At 36.4% G+C, this 18,999-nt stretch carries 15 protein-coding genes and 1 pseudogene; 15 read left to right on the top strand and 1 reads right to left on the bottom strand.

The annotated features are described in order from the left end of the window. Positions 1–2 precede the first annotated feature (2 nt). The 15 genes and pseudogenes from motB to A9G40_RS04510 all read left to right on the top strand — a co-directional run bounded on the left by motB (position 3) and on the right by A9G40_RS04510 (position 17,145). Positions 3–896 (top strand): flagellar motor protein MotB, encoded by an 894-nt coding sequence (gene motB / locus A9G40_RS04575; protein WP_065582094.1) that lies wholly within the window; start codon positions 3–5, stop codon positions 894–896. Between the two features lie 187 nt (positions 897–1,083). Continuing rightward, on the top strand, positions 1,084–2,727 hold the full coding sequence (gene flgK / locus A9G40_RS04570; RefSeq protein WP_065582093.1) for a flagellar hook-associated protein FlgK: 1,644 nt from the start codon (positions 1,084–1,086) through the stop codon (positions 2,725–2,727). 14 nt (positions 2,728–2,741) lie between these two features. Beyond that, positions 2,742–3,698 (top strand): flagellar hook-associated protein FlgL, encoded by a 957-nt coding sequence (gene flgL / locus A9G40_RS04565; RefSeq protein WP_065582092.1) that lies wholly within the window; start codon positions 2,742–2,744, stop codon positions 3,696–3,698. A gap of 557 nt (positions 3,699–4,255) precedes the next feature. Beyond that, positions 4,256–5,593, top strand: coding sequence for a YwqJ-related putative deaminase (locus A9G40_RS04560; RefSeq protein WP_065582091.1), 1,338 nt, complete (start codon positions 4,256–4,258; stop codon positions 5,591–5,593). 29 nt (positions 5,594–5,622) lie between these two features. Beyond that, complete coding sequence (locus tag A9G40_RS04555) at positions 5,623–6,639, top strand: hypothetical protein (protein WP_065582090.1); 1,017 nt, start codon at positions 5,623–5,625, stop codon at positions 6,637–6,639. Positions 6,640–6,658: 19 nt separating this feature from the next. Further along, a pseudogene (locus A9G40_RS15440) lies at positions 6,659–6,853 on the top strand (integrase core domain-containing protein); the annotation flags it as partial. A gap of 262 nt (positions 6,854–7,115) precedes the next feature. Continuing rightward, a complete protein-coding gene (locus A9G40_RS04550) occupies positions 7,116–8,129 on the top strand; it encodes a 3-oxoacyl-[acyl-carrier-protein] synthase III C-terminal domain-containing protein (protein ID WP_218057940.1) in 1,014 nt (337 codons plus the stop codon). Further along, a complete protein-coding gene (locus A9G40_RS04545) occupies positions 8,126–9,133 on the top strand; it encodes an NAD-dependent epimerase/dehydratase family protein (RefSeq protein WP_065582089.1) in 1,008 nt (335 codons plus the stop codon). Before A9G40_RS04550 ends, A9G40_RS04545 begins: the two co-directional genes overlap by 4 nt. 1 nt (position 9,134) lies before the next feature. Then, entirely contained in the window at positions 9,135–9,941 is an 807-nt protein-coding gene (locus tag A9G40_RS04540; protein WP_065582088.1) for an MBL fold metallo-hydrolase, read from the top strand. Beyond that, entirely contained in the window at positions 9,938–11,227 is a 1,290-nt protein-coding gene (locus A9G40_RS04535) for a F390 synthetase-related protein (RefSeq protein ID WP_065582087.1), read from the top strand. Before A9G40_RS04540 ends, A9G40_RS04535 begins: the two co-directional genes overlap by 4 nt. Then, positions 11,224–11,844, top strand: a complete 621-nt coding sequence (locus A9G40_RS04530; RefSeq protein WP_218057820.1) for a phosphatase PAP2 family protein — start codon at positions 11,224–11,226, stop codon at positions 11,842–11,844. Before A9G40_RS04535 ends, A9G40_RS04530 begins: the two co-directional genes overlap by 4 nt. Before the next feature lie 10 nt (positions 11,845–11,854). Next, complete coding sequence (locus tag A9G40_RS04525; RefSeq protein WP_065582086.1) at positions 11,855–12,961, top strand: sterol desaturase family protein; 1,107 nt, start codon at positions 11,855–11,857, stop codon at positions 12,959–12,961. Further along, complete coding sequence (locus A9G40_RS04520; RefSeq protein ID WP_065582085.1) at positions 12,951–14,075, top strand: fatty acid desaturase family protein; 1,125 nt, start codon at positions 12,951–12,953, stop codon at positions 14,073–14,075. The genes A9G40_RS04525 and A9G40_RS04520 overlap by 11 nt, the downstream gene beginning before the upstream one ends. Then, the gene (locus tag A9G40_RS04515) at positions 14,075–15,196 is read left to right on the top strand and encodes a fatty acid desaturase family protein (protein ID WP_065582084.1); all 1,122 of its coding nucleotides are present in this window, start codon (positions 14,075–14,077) and stop codon (positions 15,194–15,196) included. The genes A9G40_RS04520 and A9G40_RS04515 overlap by 1 nt, the downstream gene beginning before the upstream one ends. A gap of 605 nt (positions 15,197–15,801) precedes the next feature. Continuing rightward, positions 15,802–17,145, top strand: coding sequence for a hypothetical protein (locus tag A9G40_RS04510; RefSeq protein ID WP_141675189.1), 1,344 nt, complete (start codon positions 15,802–15,804; stop codon positions 17,143–17,145). Between the two features lie 668 nt (positions 17,146–17,813). Here the strand turns inward: A9G40_RS04510 and tuf are convergent. Next, a complete protein-coding gene (gene tuf / locus A9G40_RS04505; RefSeq protein ID WP_065582082.1) occupies positions 17,814–18,998 on the bottom strand; it encodes an elongation factor Tu in 1,185 nt (394 codons plus the stop codon). Position 18,999: the final 1 nt, after the last annotated feature.

Raw genomic sequence — 18,999 nt, 5'->3', positions numbered from 1 at the left:
TAATGAAAGATAAGTCTGTAAGAATAATTGTCCGAAAAAAATCGGGGCACGGCGGCGGGCATCATGGCGGTTCGTGGAAAATCGCTTACGCCGACTTTATGACCGCAATGATGGCGCTATTTTTAGTTATGTGGCTAATTTCTACATCAACGCCCCAAGAATTAAAAGGTATTGCTGAATACTTTAGAACGCCCTTAATTCTTGGCTACAATGGCGGGAAAAATATTAGCGACAGTGAAAGCCCGATCCCTGGTGGTGGCGATGATGTGAGTAAACAAATCGGCGAAGAAAAAACCCATATGTTAAATGCATTACAAAATGAATATGAACAGCTACATATTGAAAGAAATCTACTTCTTGAAGCTGCACGTAAAATTTATGAAACGTTTGAGATAGATAATCGCCTTAAAAGCTTAGCGCCTAATCTTATTATTGAATTAACTGAGCTGGGATTACGGATTCAAATTTTAGCTTTCGATGATAAACCCATGTTTGGTATTGGTAGTACATCCATTGATCCCAATATGCAAGAAATTTTGCATGCACTAGCACCTATTATTAATTCATTACCGAATAAAATCACTTTATCTGGCCATACCGATGAGCGGCAATATATAACAGGGGATCGTGGTTATAGTAATTGGGAATTATCGGCGGATAGAGCCAATGCATCAAGAAGAGAACTCATTGCTGGTGGCTTAGATTCCAATAAGATTATTCGCATTATTGCGTTAGCTGATACAGTAAGCTTAAACAATCCTAACTACAGCAAAGATGCCAATCGTCGCATTAGTATCTTAATTTTGAATAAAAATGCCCAACAATATATTGAAAATGAAAATAACATGACAGGTACTGATTTTTTAAAACAATCAAAAACCATTATCGAGCAATAATCAAATAGTCAAATAATTTCAAAAATCAAAACACATTACCTTTTGGATAGTGAAATCAGACAAACTATCCATTAATGGGTTGAAAAAATCATTAAAGTTTTGAGAAATTGCGCCGATATAGAAAACAGCCCTTTCTTTTAATAATCACGTTATTAACTGAAACTATATATTATATTTAGGAGTTTTTATGACAAATTCATTGATGAATACGGGAATTAGTGGATTAAATGCAGCGCAAAATATGCTTAATGTGATAAGTAATAATATTAGTAATGCCCATACAATCGGTTACAATCGCCAACAGCAAGTTTTACGTCAAGCAAATGGAACTCAACATAGTTTTGGTTTTGTGGGTAATGGTGTTTCAGTATCATCCGTTAATCGCGCCTTTAACCATTTTGTTGTAGGACAGCTACGTCAATCACAATCGCAAGATGGATCGATTAAAGCTTATTATAATGAATTATCGAAGGTAGATAATTTATTAGCAGAAAATGATAATAGCATTTCATCACAATTCAATAACCTCTTTGCTAGCTTAAAGAAGCTTGCTTCAAATGCAGGTGATGCTGCTACAAAGCAAACCGTTATTAGCGATCTAACCTCATTGACGAATCAATTTAATAAAACAGAAAAAAACCTAAAAAATCAAATTGCCAATGTGAATACCGAATTAAGCAGTAATATTGATAAGGTTAATACTTATACTCAGCAAATTGCCGAACTTAATCAAAAGATTTCACACTTACAGGCGGTGGGAAATGGGCTTGAACCCAATGCATTGCTTGACCAACGCGATCAATTAGTTAATGAATTAAGCGAAATCGTTGGCATAACCGTTACTGAACAAAATGGGCAATATAACCTTTCACTTGCTAATGGCTTGAATTTAGTCCAAGGCTCTTCGATTAACCTATTATCGGTACAACCATCGCAAGACGATCCTACATTAAATACCATTATTTATACGCATCATTCAGGTGCAACGCAAGAGCTGACTAGCCAAAATATTATATCAGGCACATTAAACGGATTATTAACTTTTCGTGACGGGCCATTAACTGAAGCTCGTAATCAATTAGGTTTAATTGCCTTAAATTTGGCGGAACGTTTTAATGAAGTGCATATGTCAGGCGTTGATATTAATGGTAATCAGGGTGAAAAGTTATTTGACTACAATCCCCCTAGTTGTATAACCAATATAAAAAATCAAGGTAATGCCTCGGCAAAAATCGAATTTAACTCAGTTTGCGACGTAAAAGCTTCTGATTATAAAATTGAATTTGATGGTGACAATTGGGTTGTTACCCGATTATCTGATCATAAACAAATCACACCAGAAATTGAAGATGGTAAGTTAATTTTTGATGGGCTTTGTATTGAGATCAATGGCAATGCAATGCCTGGTGACTCGTTTATGATAAAACCCGTTGCCGATATTGCCTCATCATTACAATTACAAATCAAAGACGTTAATAAACTCGCAACGGGTATTAATGATGAAGAAAATGGCGCAGGCGATAATCGTAATGTTGCCAAATTACTAGAAATTCAAAATGAAAAGCTGGTTAATGGTACAACAACCTTAAAAAGTGCTTACACAAGTTTAGTCAATTATATTGGCAGTGAAACCCAAACGGCTAAAATATCTGCCCAATCAAGCAAAAATATTACTCAGCAAATTTATGAACAAAATCAATCTATATCCGGAGTGAATATTGAAGAAGAATATATCTCTATGCAGGTATATATGCAGTATTACCAAGCTAATGCAAAAGTGATAGATGCGGCAACAACAATATTTGATACCATTTTAGGTTTAACTAAATGATAAAAGGATAAAAAATGCGCCTTAGTACAAACTCACTTTATCAAAAAAACTTACAAAGTATTTTAAATACCAATAGCCGATGGCAAAAATCTGGTTTGCATTTAGCCACGGGCAAAAAGATCTTATCGCCGTCTGATGATCCAATGGGCGCATCACAATCATTGATAATAAAACAAGCTCAAGCGCAAAATGAACAGTTTCAAGCAACCCGTGAAAGCGCCGATAAATTACTTAGCCGTCAAGAAACGATTTTAGCGGAAACCAATACCGTTATCCAAACAATTCAAGAAACATTGATTTATGCAGCAAACGAAACATTAAATGAAGAAAACAGATTAGATCTTGCCAACAAATTACAAGCTTTAAAAGATCAACTGTTATCATTAGCCAACTCAAAAGATACTAATGGCAACTACCTTTTTGCTGGCAAGAAAAACGACACCCCACCTTTTGTTGTAAACGAATCTGGCGAAGTGAGTTACGTAGGCGGCACAACATCGGTTAACGTTTTTATTGATGACTCACGAGAAATCGCACTCAGTTTTACAGGCATTGAAGTATTCATGACGGGAGCAAATGTTAAACAAGCTGATGGAACTCCCGCAGAAAGTAATATTTTTGCAAGCATAGATTATGCAATTGAAGCGTTAAAAATGGATTTAGACTATGACAATGAAGAGACTGTCCAACAATTTAGGGATGGATTATCAAAAGCGCGTCACGGCATAGACAATTCATTTAATAATATTTCAACACTGAGAGCAGAAGGTGGTTCGATATTGGCCGAAATTGATAGATTAACCGCACTAGGTAAAACATTAGATATTGAATTTCAAACTCAAATTAGCCAGCTTGAAGATGTTGACTGGTACGAAACAATCTCAGAATATGTCATGCTACAAGCTAATTTACAAGCGGCGCAATATACCTTTATGACCATGCAAAGTATGTCACTGTTTCAAATGAAATAAAGTGTAGAAAAACACCGAGTTGTTTACACTTCATAATTAAAATAATTCACTAAAAACGCATAAGGCATTTTATCAAAAATCGCTTTATGCGCTCACCTTATTATATTGATTATATCAAGCAGTTAATCTTCAACCCCTATCTTTGTAACCACTCAATATTTACGGATGATACCTCACGATTAAATGACATATTACACTTTCTACTTTCCCCTGGCTGTTTGAATGGATTTACTATTTATATAAGGATTTTATATAAACATTATCCCTCCTATTTTATTGGTACAAAAATACAATCATTTTTTGTAAAAAATATTCATGAATCTATACCGTTTCAATATGAAATCATTTTAAATTTAATAGATTAATAAATTATTATTCATAAAGCATCGAATGGCTTACAGCCCTTATTCAGCCAAAGCATTAAATCGTTATCACTTACTGGTTTAACTAATATAACACATTAATATTAAACACTATTATTAACCAATCTTAGCCAAAAACAAGCCGTTAAAATCACATTAATAGGTCAAATAAGTGCAGATTCATTACAAGGCATTTTGATAACTGAAGAACTAGCCGAAGCAGTTTATTCGGTGATGAACAATAAAACGCTACCAGCCGATATCAAATTATCTAAAATCTCTGCACTAATCAAGCGAGGCATTATTGATGGGGTACTTATCACAGTAAGTATTCACGGAAGCAAAAAAAACCTTACTGCATTAAAGAATGATCCGTCTCCCTCTAAAACCACGATGAGCCTGGAAAAGATAGATCGATATATTTCAGGTGAAGAACATTTCCCAAAACCGGGTATTGAAAATTCGCTCTCTGAGATACCAAGCAACATACCGAGCCAAAAAACAGAGTCATCCCCAGTACCCAATAGAGTGGAAACACAAAATCAGGTATTACCTGCTTCGCCTAATACGGTATCAAATATTGCTGATGAGATCCCCAGTTTAATGCCATACACAAAAGATACGCAATATAGCAAAATACTTTCAGCCCAAATTACTGATGATAACGGCGTAAAAAAAATGTTATCTGCTATATACCCACAAAAGTGGGAACTATTAAGTATGGAAAACAAAGCAAAAGCGGTACCGGGTGAATATTTTGATACAGTATTGAATAAAAATTTAACTAAAGGTAAAGAGCGCTCATCATTAAATGAAAAAAAGAGGGCAATTACCGACACAACCGATTTAGATTCAGGTACAAGAAAATCGAACACAAGTGAATCCGAAAGTAAAACTACGGTTTATACCAACCATGCAAATAAAAAGAAAGGTCAGAAAGAGTTAGAAGATGAGTTAAATGCTTTAAAAAATAGTGGAATGAAACCTAAAGATATCACAAAGCGTGTAGCTTTAGCTCAAACCCGTTGTGAGGTGGAAGGAATTGTTTCGCAAGCCAATTTTTATAATTTAGAAGTGCCATATTATAAAGAGTTAAAAAATGGTAGAGTGAAACTTGTTGAAGCGATCGATGCAACTTATTACCGATTTATTGATGCAGACGCATATATGACGTTATTGAAGAAGTCTTATCAAGATTCGAGTAGCTTATATCCTAATGTTACCCCAGCCTTTGCTGAAATGCATCCAATCACTGAACGATTAATTAGAGAATTTATTGATAATAATCAACAGTTTCGTATAATTGATGGCTTGCCGGGAATGCATGCTGAAGTGCTATCCACCAATAATGTATTTCAACAATTAGAGGCAAAAGGGAAAAATGTTGAAGAATATCTAGACAAAATTGAAGTGTATACCATTCGCTTAACCGAATATGAGCAAGGTAAAGCATTCCCGGCCTGCCGACACTGTAGTGGTATTCTATCCAAATCAAAAGGCATTCACATTCCAACCGGAAGGGTTGATGATTAAATAGAGTAAAAAATTAAGGAATCCATATTATGATAGTCAGAATAGAACTCAATCAACTAGAAAAGCGCAGTAATTACTACTTTTATAACGATACGCCATTTAATGGCGAAGCTTATGATCATCGTGACAATCAGCTTTATCAGGTATACGAAATCACCGATGGCGTTATTACAGGTAGTCGAGATTACGGCTTTTTTGAGGCTAACGGTCAGCCAAAAGTCGATTATGAATTGCTACATAGCGGTGACTTTGATTATGAAATGAATGATATTCCTTATACTTATCAAGGAAAACCTTTTACTGGTTTATTTTATGATTACTCTTCAGGATTCCTATTGGGTGAATCTCTATGCATTAACGGTTGGATTGTAAAAGATATTAGTTATTATCCTGATGGTACAGGACGGATAAGAAAGTACGAAGAAAAGCATATCGATATTACCGAAACAATCGGAGATAGAGAGTGGTTATTGGAGTGGGAAAATAATGCATATAAAAGGATTGAATCTCGCTATTTAGATTATGCAGGAACAGATCATTCAGGCAACATAAAATTATATTTCAACGAGCAAAAACAGATCAGTCGTGCAATTATTGAGGATGATTATGCTTATGTCTCACTATTAGTGCCTCGAGATGATTTAGGTCTTGATTTTAAAACCTTTGATGATTTATTGGCAAAACAAGATATATTTGCCGATAACCTATCTATCTGGTCAATTGAGGATTCATTATTTAACCAATGCTTAGATCGTGGGCTTTTAAATAAGGTTAAACAGCTTGAGTTATGCTATGCAAATATTGAGCTTTCAACCATTGCAAGATTAGCTGAATTACCATCTTTACAAACATTAAATTATCGAGAGATTTCAGTATATCAAACGAACCTCGTTTATGCTGAAAAACAAAACCAGCAATATCGAGCACAAGCGCTTGCCTTATTTGCCCTACAACAAAATAGCAATATCAAAATAACCTTTAATGACGGCAGAATTGATTATTTTCAGGCATTTTTACCGGATGATTTAAAACAACAGCTTACTTAACAGATTAAAAAATCATGATAGTCAGAATAATGGTTATATTGAACGATTTAATCGTACTTATCGCACTGAATTGCTCGATTTATATCTTTTTAACAACTTAGGATAAGCAAGGAGAATAACCGAAGATGGGTTAACGAATAACATTGAAAGACCACATAAGGCGTTAAATAATATGGCACCGATTGAATATAAAATACTAAAACAGGTAGCTTAATTTTCAATGTGAGTTGTGAACTAAGTTTGGGGTATTTACACTATCTTTTTCAAAATCTACAATTCAGAGGCGGGAGAAAATGAAAACAGCAGTGTACTTAACACTATCAAGTTATACAACTTAAGTGGAATTAGTTTTAAAATTAAAAAATCGGCAAAACATTAGTCTTTGTTTGCTAATAACCTATAATTTAAAAAAAGTTTATTAGAATTAAATAGAGTACTATAATAATTGGCAAAAGATAGTTTTTGGAGTATATCTTTTGTTAAAAAACAATGAAGTGCTAAACAAAACGGTAATCCCTATTAAAATTATTTCAACCGGTATTGCTTTACCGCCAAATAAACTTGATGCGGACGAATTAGATAAAAGGCTGAATAAACCTGCTGGTTATTCGCTTAAGCGTTCAGGTATCCTTTATCGCTATCACGCTGATCAGCAATTGAGTCAAGCCGATTTAGCCGCCCAAGCGATTAATGATGCTATAATGCGTTGTGATATAGACGCAAAATCGATTGACTTATTAATTTCAGCTTGTGCACTTCCTATCCAAGCCCTACCATATACCGCAACCCATATTCTAAAAGCCAGTTCACTTTCCAAAAATATTACCTGCTTTGATGTTAATGGCAGTTGTGTGAGCTTTATTAGTGCGTTACAAGTTGCTGCTGGGCTATTAAATTCTGGTGCTTATAAGCGAATCGCTATTGTTTCGGCAGATTTGGCTTCACGAGGGTTAGATTGGCAAGATGAAGAATCTTCATTTATCTTTGGTGATGGAGCTGCTTGTGCTATTGTCGAACAAGGTGATGGTCGCAGTGGTATTCTTTCTTGTTTGTTAGAGACTTATACCGATGGTATTGATCTATGTGAAATTCGCGGTGGAGGTAGCCGCCGAAATCTTAGAACAGGGATGGATGAAACTGATTGCCTTTTCCATATGCAGGGTAAGCCGTTATTTAAACTGGTATCATCGTTAATTGAGCCATATTTAGCTCGCTTATTAAATCGAGCTGGTTTAACTCTTGCCGATATTGCCACGGTTATTCCTCATCAAGCTAGCCATTTGTCTTTGGAACATATGCGTAAACGACTTAATGTTTCAAGTGACGTGCTAATTGATATCTACCGCTTTCGCGGTAATCAAGTGGCCGCTTCGATACCTAGTGCATTGCATGAAGCAATAATAACTAAACGATTTAATTCTGGTAAACCTGCCATGTTAATAGGTACTGCTGCTGGGGTTACTTTAGGGGGAATGATTTTATTGCCATGAGATTTTTAGTTACTGGTGCGACCAGTGGTTTAGGTCGTAATGCAGTTGAGTGGTTGCTTAAACAAGGTCATCAAGTGCATGCAACAGGGCGCAATAATGAGGTGGGGAAGCAACTTGTTGCGCTAGGTGCTACGTTTACTCAGCTTGATTTAGTCACGGCGAGCAAAATGGATTATCACCAATTATTGAGAGATTGTGATATAGTTTGGCATTGTGCTGCGTTATCATCCCCTTGGGGTAACTATGAATGGTTTTATCAGGCTAATGTTTTAGTGACCTCACAATTAGCCGATATTGCAGGTCAACTTGGGATTAAGCGCTTTATTCATGTATCCACACCATCGATCTATTTTGATTTTAAATCCCACCATCATATTTCTGAAGAATATCAAGCTAAACGCTTTGCTAATCATTATGCTGATACCAAATATCAAGCCGAACAGCATATTCAAACATGTGTTACACGCTATCGTGAAACTGTTTATCTAATATTAAGACCGAGAGGTATATTTGGACCACATGATCGTGTGATTATTCCTCGTATGCTTGCATTATTAAAACGTACTGGCGGTATATTATATTTGCCAGCAGGAGGGCAAGCTTATTTGGATCTTACCTTTGTGCTAAATGTAGTTTATGCTTTATTTGTGGCCTCAACTCAGCAGCAAGTATTGTCGGGTGAAGCCTTTAATATTACCAATCAACAACCATGTCAGCTTAATCAATTATTAAAGGCGTTGTTAACTGATCAATTGCAACTCGATTATAAAATTCGCTCACTCCCTTATCCACTACTTTACGGTATCGCTACTGTGCTTGAGGGGGTATCGGCTTTAACTCATAAAGAACCACTACTAACGCGTTATAGCGTTGGTACATTATATTTTGATATGACTTTAAGCCAACAGCAGGCGATTAAACGTCTAGGTTATCAACCTTTATATGATCTTAATGAAAGCATTGTGCTGACAGCGCGCTGGTTGCAGGAAAGTGGAATGGTATAAGATGGCTAAAATAATCCCATTTAAAGCTGGATACTGTACTCATATTGCGTGTATGGTTATGCGGGGGGCTGGATTTCATGTTTGCCAGTTTCCGGCACGTGCTTGGCTAATTGAGGTTGATGGCTATCGCTGGTTGTGGGATACTGGATATGCTGATTATTTTCAACAATATACCCAATCTGGCATATTCAAACTTTATCAAAAAACCACCCCAGTTTATCTAAAGCAAGACGAATCATTAAAAGCGCAATTTGTGACTTTGGGTATTGATCTTGCCAGTATACAAAATGTGATTATCTCACATTTTCATGGTGATCATATTGCGGGATTGAAAGATTTTATTCACAGTCGTTTTATTTGTTCCCAAAAAGGTTGGCAAACGGTCAAACCGCTACATGGCTTTTTTGCCCTTAAGCAAGGTTTTGTTCCCGATCTTATTCCTGATAATTTTGAACAGCGTGTTAGTTTTTTAGAACAATTTGAGTGTTGCACTTTAGCACCTGAATTATCTCCTTTTACGCATGGCTATATTTTACCTAATAGCAAAAGGCAGGTAATTTTAGTGCCTTTACCTGGTCATGCAGTTGGTCACATTGGCGCATTTATCTTGACTGATGAGGGGTGGACACTTTTGGCTAGCGATGCTGCATGGGTTAAAGCTAATTATAAAGAGTTAAAAAAGCCGTCTCGTTTGGCGCAACTCATTATGGACGATCCACGCGCCTATCATCAAACCCTTAATCAACTACACCAACTTTCTTATCAACCTAATGTTACCATTTATTTAAGCCATGAGGATGAACAATGAGGCTACTAAAAATACTTTGGTATTATTGGCGCACCAAACGCTTAACATTTAGCTGCCGAGCTGATCTTGAAGCATATCAACGTAAACAATTAGAAAAATTTAAACAGCGTGTATTAAGCAAAAGCCCTTACTTTAGTCGATTTATTGAACAACCCTTTGATACTTGGCCACTGATGAACAAACAATTGATGATGGCGAATTTTGATCAAATGAATACCGCAAATCTTAATAGCCAAGCGTTATTGGCATTAGCCCAACAAAGCGAGCAAAAGCGCGATTTTAGCGCCAAAATGGGTAAGTTTAGTGTGGGATTATCTTCAGGAACTTCAGGGCAACGAGGGATTTTTGTGGTTAGTCCAAAAGAACAACAAATTTGGGCTGGAGGCATGCTGGCAAAAATGTTGCCACGCGGGCTATGGAAAGAAGAACGTGTTGCACTGTTTTTAAGAGCTGATAATCATCTTTATCATAGTACTAATAGTCATCGATTGACCTTTCGTTTTTACGGGTTGTTTGATAATTTTCAACAACAGATCCAATCGCTGGATGACTATCAACCAACTATTATTATTGCCCCTGCACAGGTACTGCGCGCTCTTGCAACCGAAAAACTCAACGACAAGTTAACTGTCAATCCTATTTTAGTCATATCTGTCGCAGAAGTGCTCGAAGAACAAGATAAAAAACTTATCAAACAAGCGTTTAATCAGCTCGCTGAAGTTTATCAAGCCACCGAAGGATTTCTTGCTGCAACCTGTCCACTAGGCACTTTGCATTTAAATGAAGAGTTTATCTATATTGAACCTCATTGGTTAGATGAAGATCGTTTTATGCCAATTATCACCGATTTTACTCGTCAAACGCAGCCTATCGTACGTTATCAATTAGATGATATTTTAGTTCGTAGCCAAACGCCATGCCAATGTGGCTGGCAAGGAATGGCGATTTCACATATTGAAGGACGATGTGATGATCAGCTTGTATTAACAGATCAACATGGGAAACCATTAACCATTTTTGCTGATTATTGCAGTCGAGTAATAGCCAATACCTTACCGCTAACCTGTGATTACCGCCTGATTCAGCACAACGATCAATGTATTGAACTCATTGGCAGTTGCTCAAAAGAACAGTTAAGCCAGTGTCAGCAGGCATTAACGGCTCATTTTATTCAACAAGGTGCCAAGGTTGACGCGCTAATCTGGAAGCTTACGCCAGTTGTTACACTACCCAAAGACTTTGCACAAAAAAGACGGCGGATCATTCGTGAGCGAGGTAGCCAATGAAGTTAATGAAGTCTTGTCTTATACGATTAGCTTATTTATTGCTCGGATGGCTTAGTGTGGGGGTATTTTACCGTAGTGCGGGTGAGCTACAAGGCGAGCCGACATTACTTACCCCTTCGATAATTGACCAATCGATTGCCTTTACACCTCATGCTATTTGGTTTTATCTTTCGTTCTTTTTGATCATCCCAATTTGTTTTTTAGTCGCTCCTTATCATCGCTTACTTTGGATGTCTATCTGTTTTATATTAAGTGGCTTTCTTGCAGGGATTTGTTACCTTATTTTTCCGACCTCGATGGATTTTCCTGTCGATACTGGTACTTCAATCAGTTCTTGGCTATTAGCTAAACTGATTGATATTGATGTTCCTGTTAACTGCTTTCCTTCGTTACATATTACTTTAACCTTGCTTGCAATTTGGGGGAGTTTAGATAAGTGTCATCCTCAGCGTAATATATTATTGGTATTGTGGGGCATTGCAATTGCTTTTTCAATTATCCAACTTAGGCGGCACTTGTTTGTTGATTTTCTTGGTGGGATCGCATTAGCGTTGATGGTGGGATATGGTGTGCGTTACGGATCTTCTTATTTAATTAAACAAAATTTAGAACAATAGGAATCTTATTATGTTGGATTTAGTTTTACCTTTTGTGATAATGTTAATCTTGATTGTTGCAGAAGCTTTCGTTTTACAATATATAAAAAAAGTAACCGTTAACTGGTCTGATATTATTTTTAATTTAAACTCAGGGCATTTAATGCTTTGGTTGTTTCGTGGGCTTGAATTAGTCTGCTACCATTTTTTTTATACGCATTTTAGTTTTAATCTGTTTATCCATGTGCCGATCATTTTAACTTGGATATTTACCTTATTGGCTTGGGATTTTGGTTTTTATTGGGAACACCGTTTACATCATAAAATACCACTATTGTGGGCAATTCACATGGTGCATCATCAAGGCGAACATTTTAATTTATCTTTAGCTATCCGTAATTCGTGGTATTCATCGCTTACTTCAATCCCATTTTTTGCCTTATTGGCTATTGCAGGTGTTCCAACACCAATTTTTATTGCCGTGTCGATCTTTCATTATTCGATTCAATTTTTTAATCACAATGCTGTTACCCCACAATTAGGTATATTAGAAAAGATTTTGGTTACTCCAACGCATCATAAAGTCCATCATCTTAAAGACTATTATTATGCTAATCATAATTTTTCAGGGTCATTTATATTCTGGGATAAGTTTTTCGGTACGTTTGAAACAACGCCTGTCGATAAAACGATTACCTATGGTAGCCATGGCATTATGTCACAAAACCCTTTTTGGGCTAGCATGTTACCTTTTATGGCATTATTCAACATTCCTTATTCCCCTAGTTTATCCCGTTATCGCTTACCGCATGGTTTATTAGTGAGTGGTGGCTTATTTCTATTTGGCTTGGTATTAAGCTACGTCTATGATTATGGCTACGGTTACCATAATGTTACCATGACGCAGTATCTATTATTTGGCTGTTTGGTATTGGGTAGTATTGCCTTAGGAGGCATGGCGGAAGGCAAACACTGGGGAATAGTTAGTTGGTTTGTCTTGTGCTGGTTGATCCCTCTATTTTTTGCCATCTTTTGGCAATGGCCACCATTTTACTGGCTATTATTTGCAGGCTTGATGACAATACATGGCTCAATCACTTATGTTACGTGGCTTATAGGAAAATATCATGCCAACTAAACCATCACCTAAGTTGCACTACACCAATAATGATGAACCATTTCATCAAGAATTAATGGCAGAAGCTGAAGCTTATTTGGCTCAAAAAGGCGATCATCGTTTTGCTAATAGCTCATTATTGTTTAAGAATTTCTTATTATTATTCCTTTGTGCTGTATGTTATTTCTTCAGCTTACATCAAGTGACTATCGGGTTATTTGCGCTTTATTATTTTGGTTTTGTTATGTCAGCCATGCTAGCCAATATTAATGCACAACATGATGCTTGCCATAATGTTTTTTTTCGAACTCGACTAGCAAATCGCATTTTTGGGCGATTGGTGACATTACCTTTGGGTATTGATCCACATTATTGGCAAGTTAGGCATGTTGATTATCATCATATTTATCCTAATATCGACAAATACGATCTTGATATGGAAGAGAATGGTGTCTTTCGCCAATCGCCATTTCAAAAATGGTACCCACACATGCGATTTCAGTCGTTTTATTGGCCTTTTATTGCTGGGTTATCATTACCTTATATTGCCTGGGTATTTGATTGGTCTGATCAATTAGGTAAAACTGCGCTAGCATCAGACAAAAAAAACTTAACCAGTCTCACAGGATGGGGGTTATTTTTAGGTAGCAAAATTTTGCATTTCATCATAGCCCTAATGCTACCGATACTTATTTTATCTTCGGCGGATATTAGCTGGTATGGTGTACTATCGGTTTATCTTATCACACAAATGCTTTCATCTTTAATTGTTGTATGCTTACTCTTAGGGACACATTGGGTCGATCCTGCATTTTATACAGCACCCAAAGATGGCAAAATAGAGCATGGTTGGTATTACCAGCAATTTACTACCTGTTGTGACTGGTACCCATCCCCCAAAATATTTAACGAATTATTAGGTGGGGTAAATTTACATCTTACTCATCATCTGTTTCCTGGGTGGAGCCATCGCCACTATCCAGCATTAATGCTAATTGTTGAACGATTAGCACAAAAGTATCAATTACCTTATCGCAGGTTAGGCTATCTTGAGTTACTCACTCAACAGCAACAATTTATCCGTAAAATGGCACAAAATCCGAATAAACAAACTTCCTATTCAGAGTCAGACTAATGCAAAAGCCACAATCACAGCCGCAACCACAATCACAACATCCCACACTACGGTTTAGTAATGAGCAAGATATATTATTGCGAGAAGCATTAAATACGGCAGCAAAAGATTATTTACTTTCCCAAAATGATCATCGTTATGCAAATAGTGGCATGTATTTAAAGTTAGGTTTACTCTTAGTTCTGTGTATAGGATTTTACTGTTGCGCGCTTTTTCAACAATCAGCATATCTATTCTCTCTTTGCTATTTTATGTTTAGTTCGCTCGCCCTACTATTAGCGGTTAATGTGGTGCATGACGCATCACATAATGTATTTTTTAAATCAAGCAACGCAAATACTTGGCTTAATCGACTAATTACCATTCCACTTGGGATTGATCCAGAATGCTGGCGTATTCGTCATGTTGTGCAGCATCATCCTTTTACTAATATTGAACATTATGATCTAGATATTGAGTATAATGGCGTGCTTAGGCAAACACCTTTCCAAGTGCACCATTGGTTTATGCGTTATCAGCATTATTACTGGCCATTAGTGGCAGGAATGACCTTTCCTGCAATTATTTGGTGGTTTGATTGGCAAGATCGGTTAGGCTTAAATTTTAATAAAAACAAATTTACCCATCATGGCATAGTTGGTTGGTTTGCCTTTTTGGTTATTAAGGCTTTACATGTTAGTTTGGCTATTGTTATTCCAATATATATTTGTCCTCAATTTAGTTTATGGTTTATTCTCATTGTCTATGGTTTAAGTCAATTTTTTGCTTCACTGATTTTTGTCATACTGATTCTTGGCACCCACTGGGCAAAAGCGACTTTTTATCAAGCGCCCGAACTTGGTCTTATGCCACATGGTTCGATACAACATGTATTTAATACTACGCTTAATTGGCGATTAAAGTTTCCCATTTTAGAATATTGGTTAGGTGGATTAAATTTACATCTAACTCACCATATATATCCTGGTTTCAGCCATCGTCACTATCAACACCTGACGAAAATTATTCAACAAATTGCCAAGCAACATCAGATTGATTATCACGAAATTACTTTGTATGAACTATTTGTACAACAGCAAGTCTTTTTAAAAAAAATGGGAAAAGCACAGCGGATGGATTGATTGTAACTTTACATAAACATTTGATTTTATTATTAAAATGCCAAAATAAAAACTTCAATAAAATCAATGGGTTTTCTGACTGATTTTTAAACGGAAAATAAACTTATTTTGTAAATTATGTTGTTTTAGGTGTTTTAGCATTTGTTGTTATCAATAACTTTTTTTACCAGCAAAATTTAAAATACTCAAAATACAGCTATTTTAACCTATCCTAATACTAGAAAAATCACGAAAATACAAAAGAACAAATCGGCTTCTTTTTTCTATTTTTTTACAAAAAAGCACCCAAAGCACTAGCCAAGATTTTTTTTTGCAGTTATACTTTTATCGATTAAAAAAGCTCATCAAGTGAGCAGATGATTCTAAAAAAGTGAAAGAAAACAAAAATTTAATTGACGGGCGGTACAAAATGCAGTATCATCTTTGGCATCAGGCATCAGGCATCAGGCATCAGGCATCAGGCATGTCAGTTTTATGCCTTAAATCTCTCAAATAATCACAAAATCCGAGTTTTTAAACCTAACTCATTTAGGTTACCAAACCTTACGACTAAAGCGACGTCGTTTTTCACAAGCTTGAAGCCTAAACTAACTAAAAAAACAACATTGTTTTTATTCTCACAACTAGTGATTTCTAGCTATGCTCATTCGGCACTTAGTGCGACCACAACTCATGTTATTATAGGCAATGCGCCTGAGGTTATCGCGTTATCCAGTGCAGATAAGCAAGGTTTTACGGTGAATGGTATTTTTTATAGTGAAGCCAGTGGTAATATAAAAGCGAGTGAAATTAAAGAGTTTGACGGCAATTTAACGTTTAATGATTTTACTATTTCAAAATATGATTCCAAGAATTTGGATAAAGTGAAAAATTACCGTGATATTGATGGCGATAATGCCGATCCGAGCGTTCCGTTTAAATTAGAAACGACCTATTATTGGTGGTATGACAATACAGGAAAACGGATAGAGGGTGATGATAAGAAAAAAATCATAGGTTGTGGCAGTGGTTATGCAATGCCATTAAAACTCATCATTAAAACTAATGTCAAAACGTATTCAGCGTATGGGATCCCAAAAGAAAGTGAACCTATTGCTCTAGCCAAAACGTATCAGATAGCGCCCATATCACAAATTTGTTATGCAAAACCAAATTCCACAATTGTTCACCCAGAATATCAATGGATTGGAATGGATTTAGCAACTGGCGCCTATTATTTTAATCGGCCCGAATATTCCAGTAGACATCCACTTGTGGGTGGTGGTTATACTCAGGATTATGTACCAAATTATGGTTTTAAAGCAAAACCTACAGTTTCATTAAGCACTTTCCCAACAACAGGGTTTCCAGGTGCAAAATTTCAGTTAGTTATGATGAGGGCTCAAACAGACTATCGTTACCAAGTGGTGAGTAATTCAGGTGGAGCCGTTTCTATTGATCAAGATGGTATAGTAAAACTGAATAATAAGCCTTCGGGGCGTGTTACAGTAAGAGCGATCTTAAAAAGAGATACATCAGTCATTCATGATTATCATTTTAACCCAACTTCTATTTGGGGGGTGCCACAAAATTTTAGCGGAGAATTTGAAACTGTGAAACAACACTGTGGAGGATTACAAAATATGTTGAGTCGTGCTCAATTAACTAATTCTCCTCGATATGATGGTGATACCGCAAAATTAGGTTTTGATAAACTTACTCATTCTAATAGTTATACTCGAGCAATAGGTGATTCAATTTTTAGTGAGTGGGGATGGACGACAAAATCGTCTTATCCTGATTCAGAATGGCAAGAATATTATGCTCCGCCTAATTTTACCTCTAGATACTGGACCTCTGATTCACAGGTAGTTGACGGAAAGCTAATTTCCCATGTTGTACATAATCATGATGGTTTTATTGGTATGCTTGAGGATCATTTGAAAGGTTATGCCGTTTGTAAAGAATAAAAACATTTTGAATATGATATAAATAGAATGATATGTAGAATGTTTCGCTAACAGTGAAAGTGAAAGAAACGCTAAAATTCCAACGCAATTATGGCGGTGTGCTGTTGTTCCATGAAGAATTTTTTTGCACGCTAATAATCAATCAACATATATTTTAACGTAAATACTTAAGCATAAATAAAAACTAAAATTTTATGATGCTAAGGATGCGCTAAAAATAGGTTGATTTTGGTGTATGCATTTCTTTATGCGAGTATAAGCAAGCGTTTGTTAGAAGTTGAAAAAAGCTGGTTTGGGCTATTAGCTTGTTGGCAATTTTAACTTAATAATTTATGAAAAATAGTTATATCGACATACCACGAAGGACGCTTAGTGAACGCAGCGGAAAAATGAGGTAATTAGCTTGTTGGTAGCGCACGATCATTCGAAGTTAATAAAGAATACTAGAAAAGCAACTAATGTTTATTTATGATTGATTATAAATATAGCTAATCTTGGTAATAGGGGATCTTTTCGAAAAGAGCTGATTTTGGCTTTATCGGAAGTTGAAACAATAGGTTACATCTTTTTTATAAAATAAATAGCGGTTATCCAAAAAGTGCACACTGTGCACTTTTTGTTTGATGGTAAAGAGTAACAGTTGGTTACTCTTTATAGTAGCAGGCAGATTACTTAATAACTTTAGCAACCACACCAGCACCAACAGTACGACCACCTTCACGAATCGCAAAACGTAAACCTTCAGCCATCGCGATAGGGTGAATTAATGATACTGTCATTTTGATGTTATCACCAGGCATTACCATTTCTACGCCTTCTGGTAATTCAATCGTACCTGTTACGTCAGTTGTACGGAAGTAGAACTGTGGACGGTAACCTTTGAAGAATGGAGTATGACGACCACCTTCATCTTTACTTAAGATATACACTTCTGATTCAAAATCAGTATGTGGAGTGATTGAACCTGGTTTTGCAAGTACTTGACCACGTTCGATTTCTTCACGTTTTGTACCACGTAGTAATACACCAACGTTTTCACCCGCACGACCTTCGTCAAGTAATTTACGGAACATTTCAACACCAGTACAAGTGGTTTTAGTTGTTGGTTTGATACCCACGATTTCAACTTCTTCACCCACTTTGATTACACCGCGTTCAACACGACCAGTTACCACTGTACCACGACCTGAAATTGAGAATACGTCTTCAATTGGTAATAGGAATGGTTTATCAATATCACGCTCTGGCTCTGGAATATAGCTGTCTAATGCTTCAGCTAATTCAACAATTTTGTCTTCCCATGCTGCTTCGCCTTCTAATGCTTTAAGCGCTGAACCACGGATTACTGGTGTGTCATCACCTGGGAAATCGTATTGAGATAGAAGTTCACGGACTTCCATTTCAACTAATTCTAATAACTCTTCGTCATCAACCATATCACATTTGTTTAAAAATACGATGATGTAAGGAACACCTACTTGACGACCTAAAAGGATGTGCTCACGAGTTTGTGGCATAGGACCATCAGTTGCTGCTACGACTAAGATAGCACCGTCCATTTGTGCCGCACCAGTGATCATGTTTTTAACATAGTCAGCATGGCCTGGGCAGTCTACGTGCGCATAGTGGCGAGTTGGTGTATCGTATTCAACGTGTGAAGTATTGATGGTGATACCACGTGCTTTTTCTTCTGGTGCGTTATCGATTTGATCGAATGCACGAGCTTGACCGCCGTATTTTTTAGCAAGAACAGAAGTAATTGCTGCAGTTAAAGTTGTTTTACCATGGTCAACGTGGCCGATTGTACCAACGTTAACGTGGGGTTTTGTACGTTCAAATTTTTCTTTAGACATC

Source organism: Gilliamella sp. Nev3-1 (assembly GCF_001690435.1).
GTDB lineage: Bacteria > Pseudomonadota > Gammaproteobacteria > Enterobacterales > Orbaceae > Gilliamella > Gilliamella apicola_C.
Note: the sequence above shows the minus strand (reverse complement) of the source record. Positions and strands in the feature narration are given on the sequence as shown.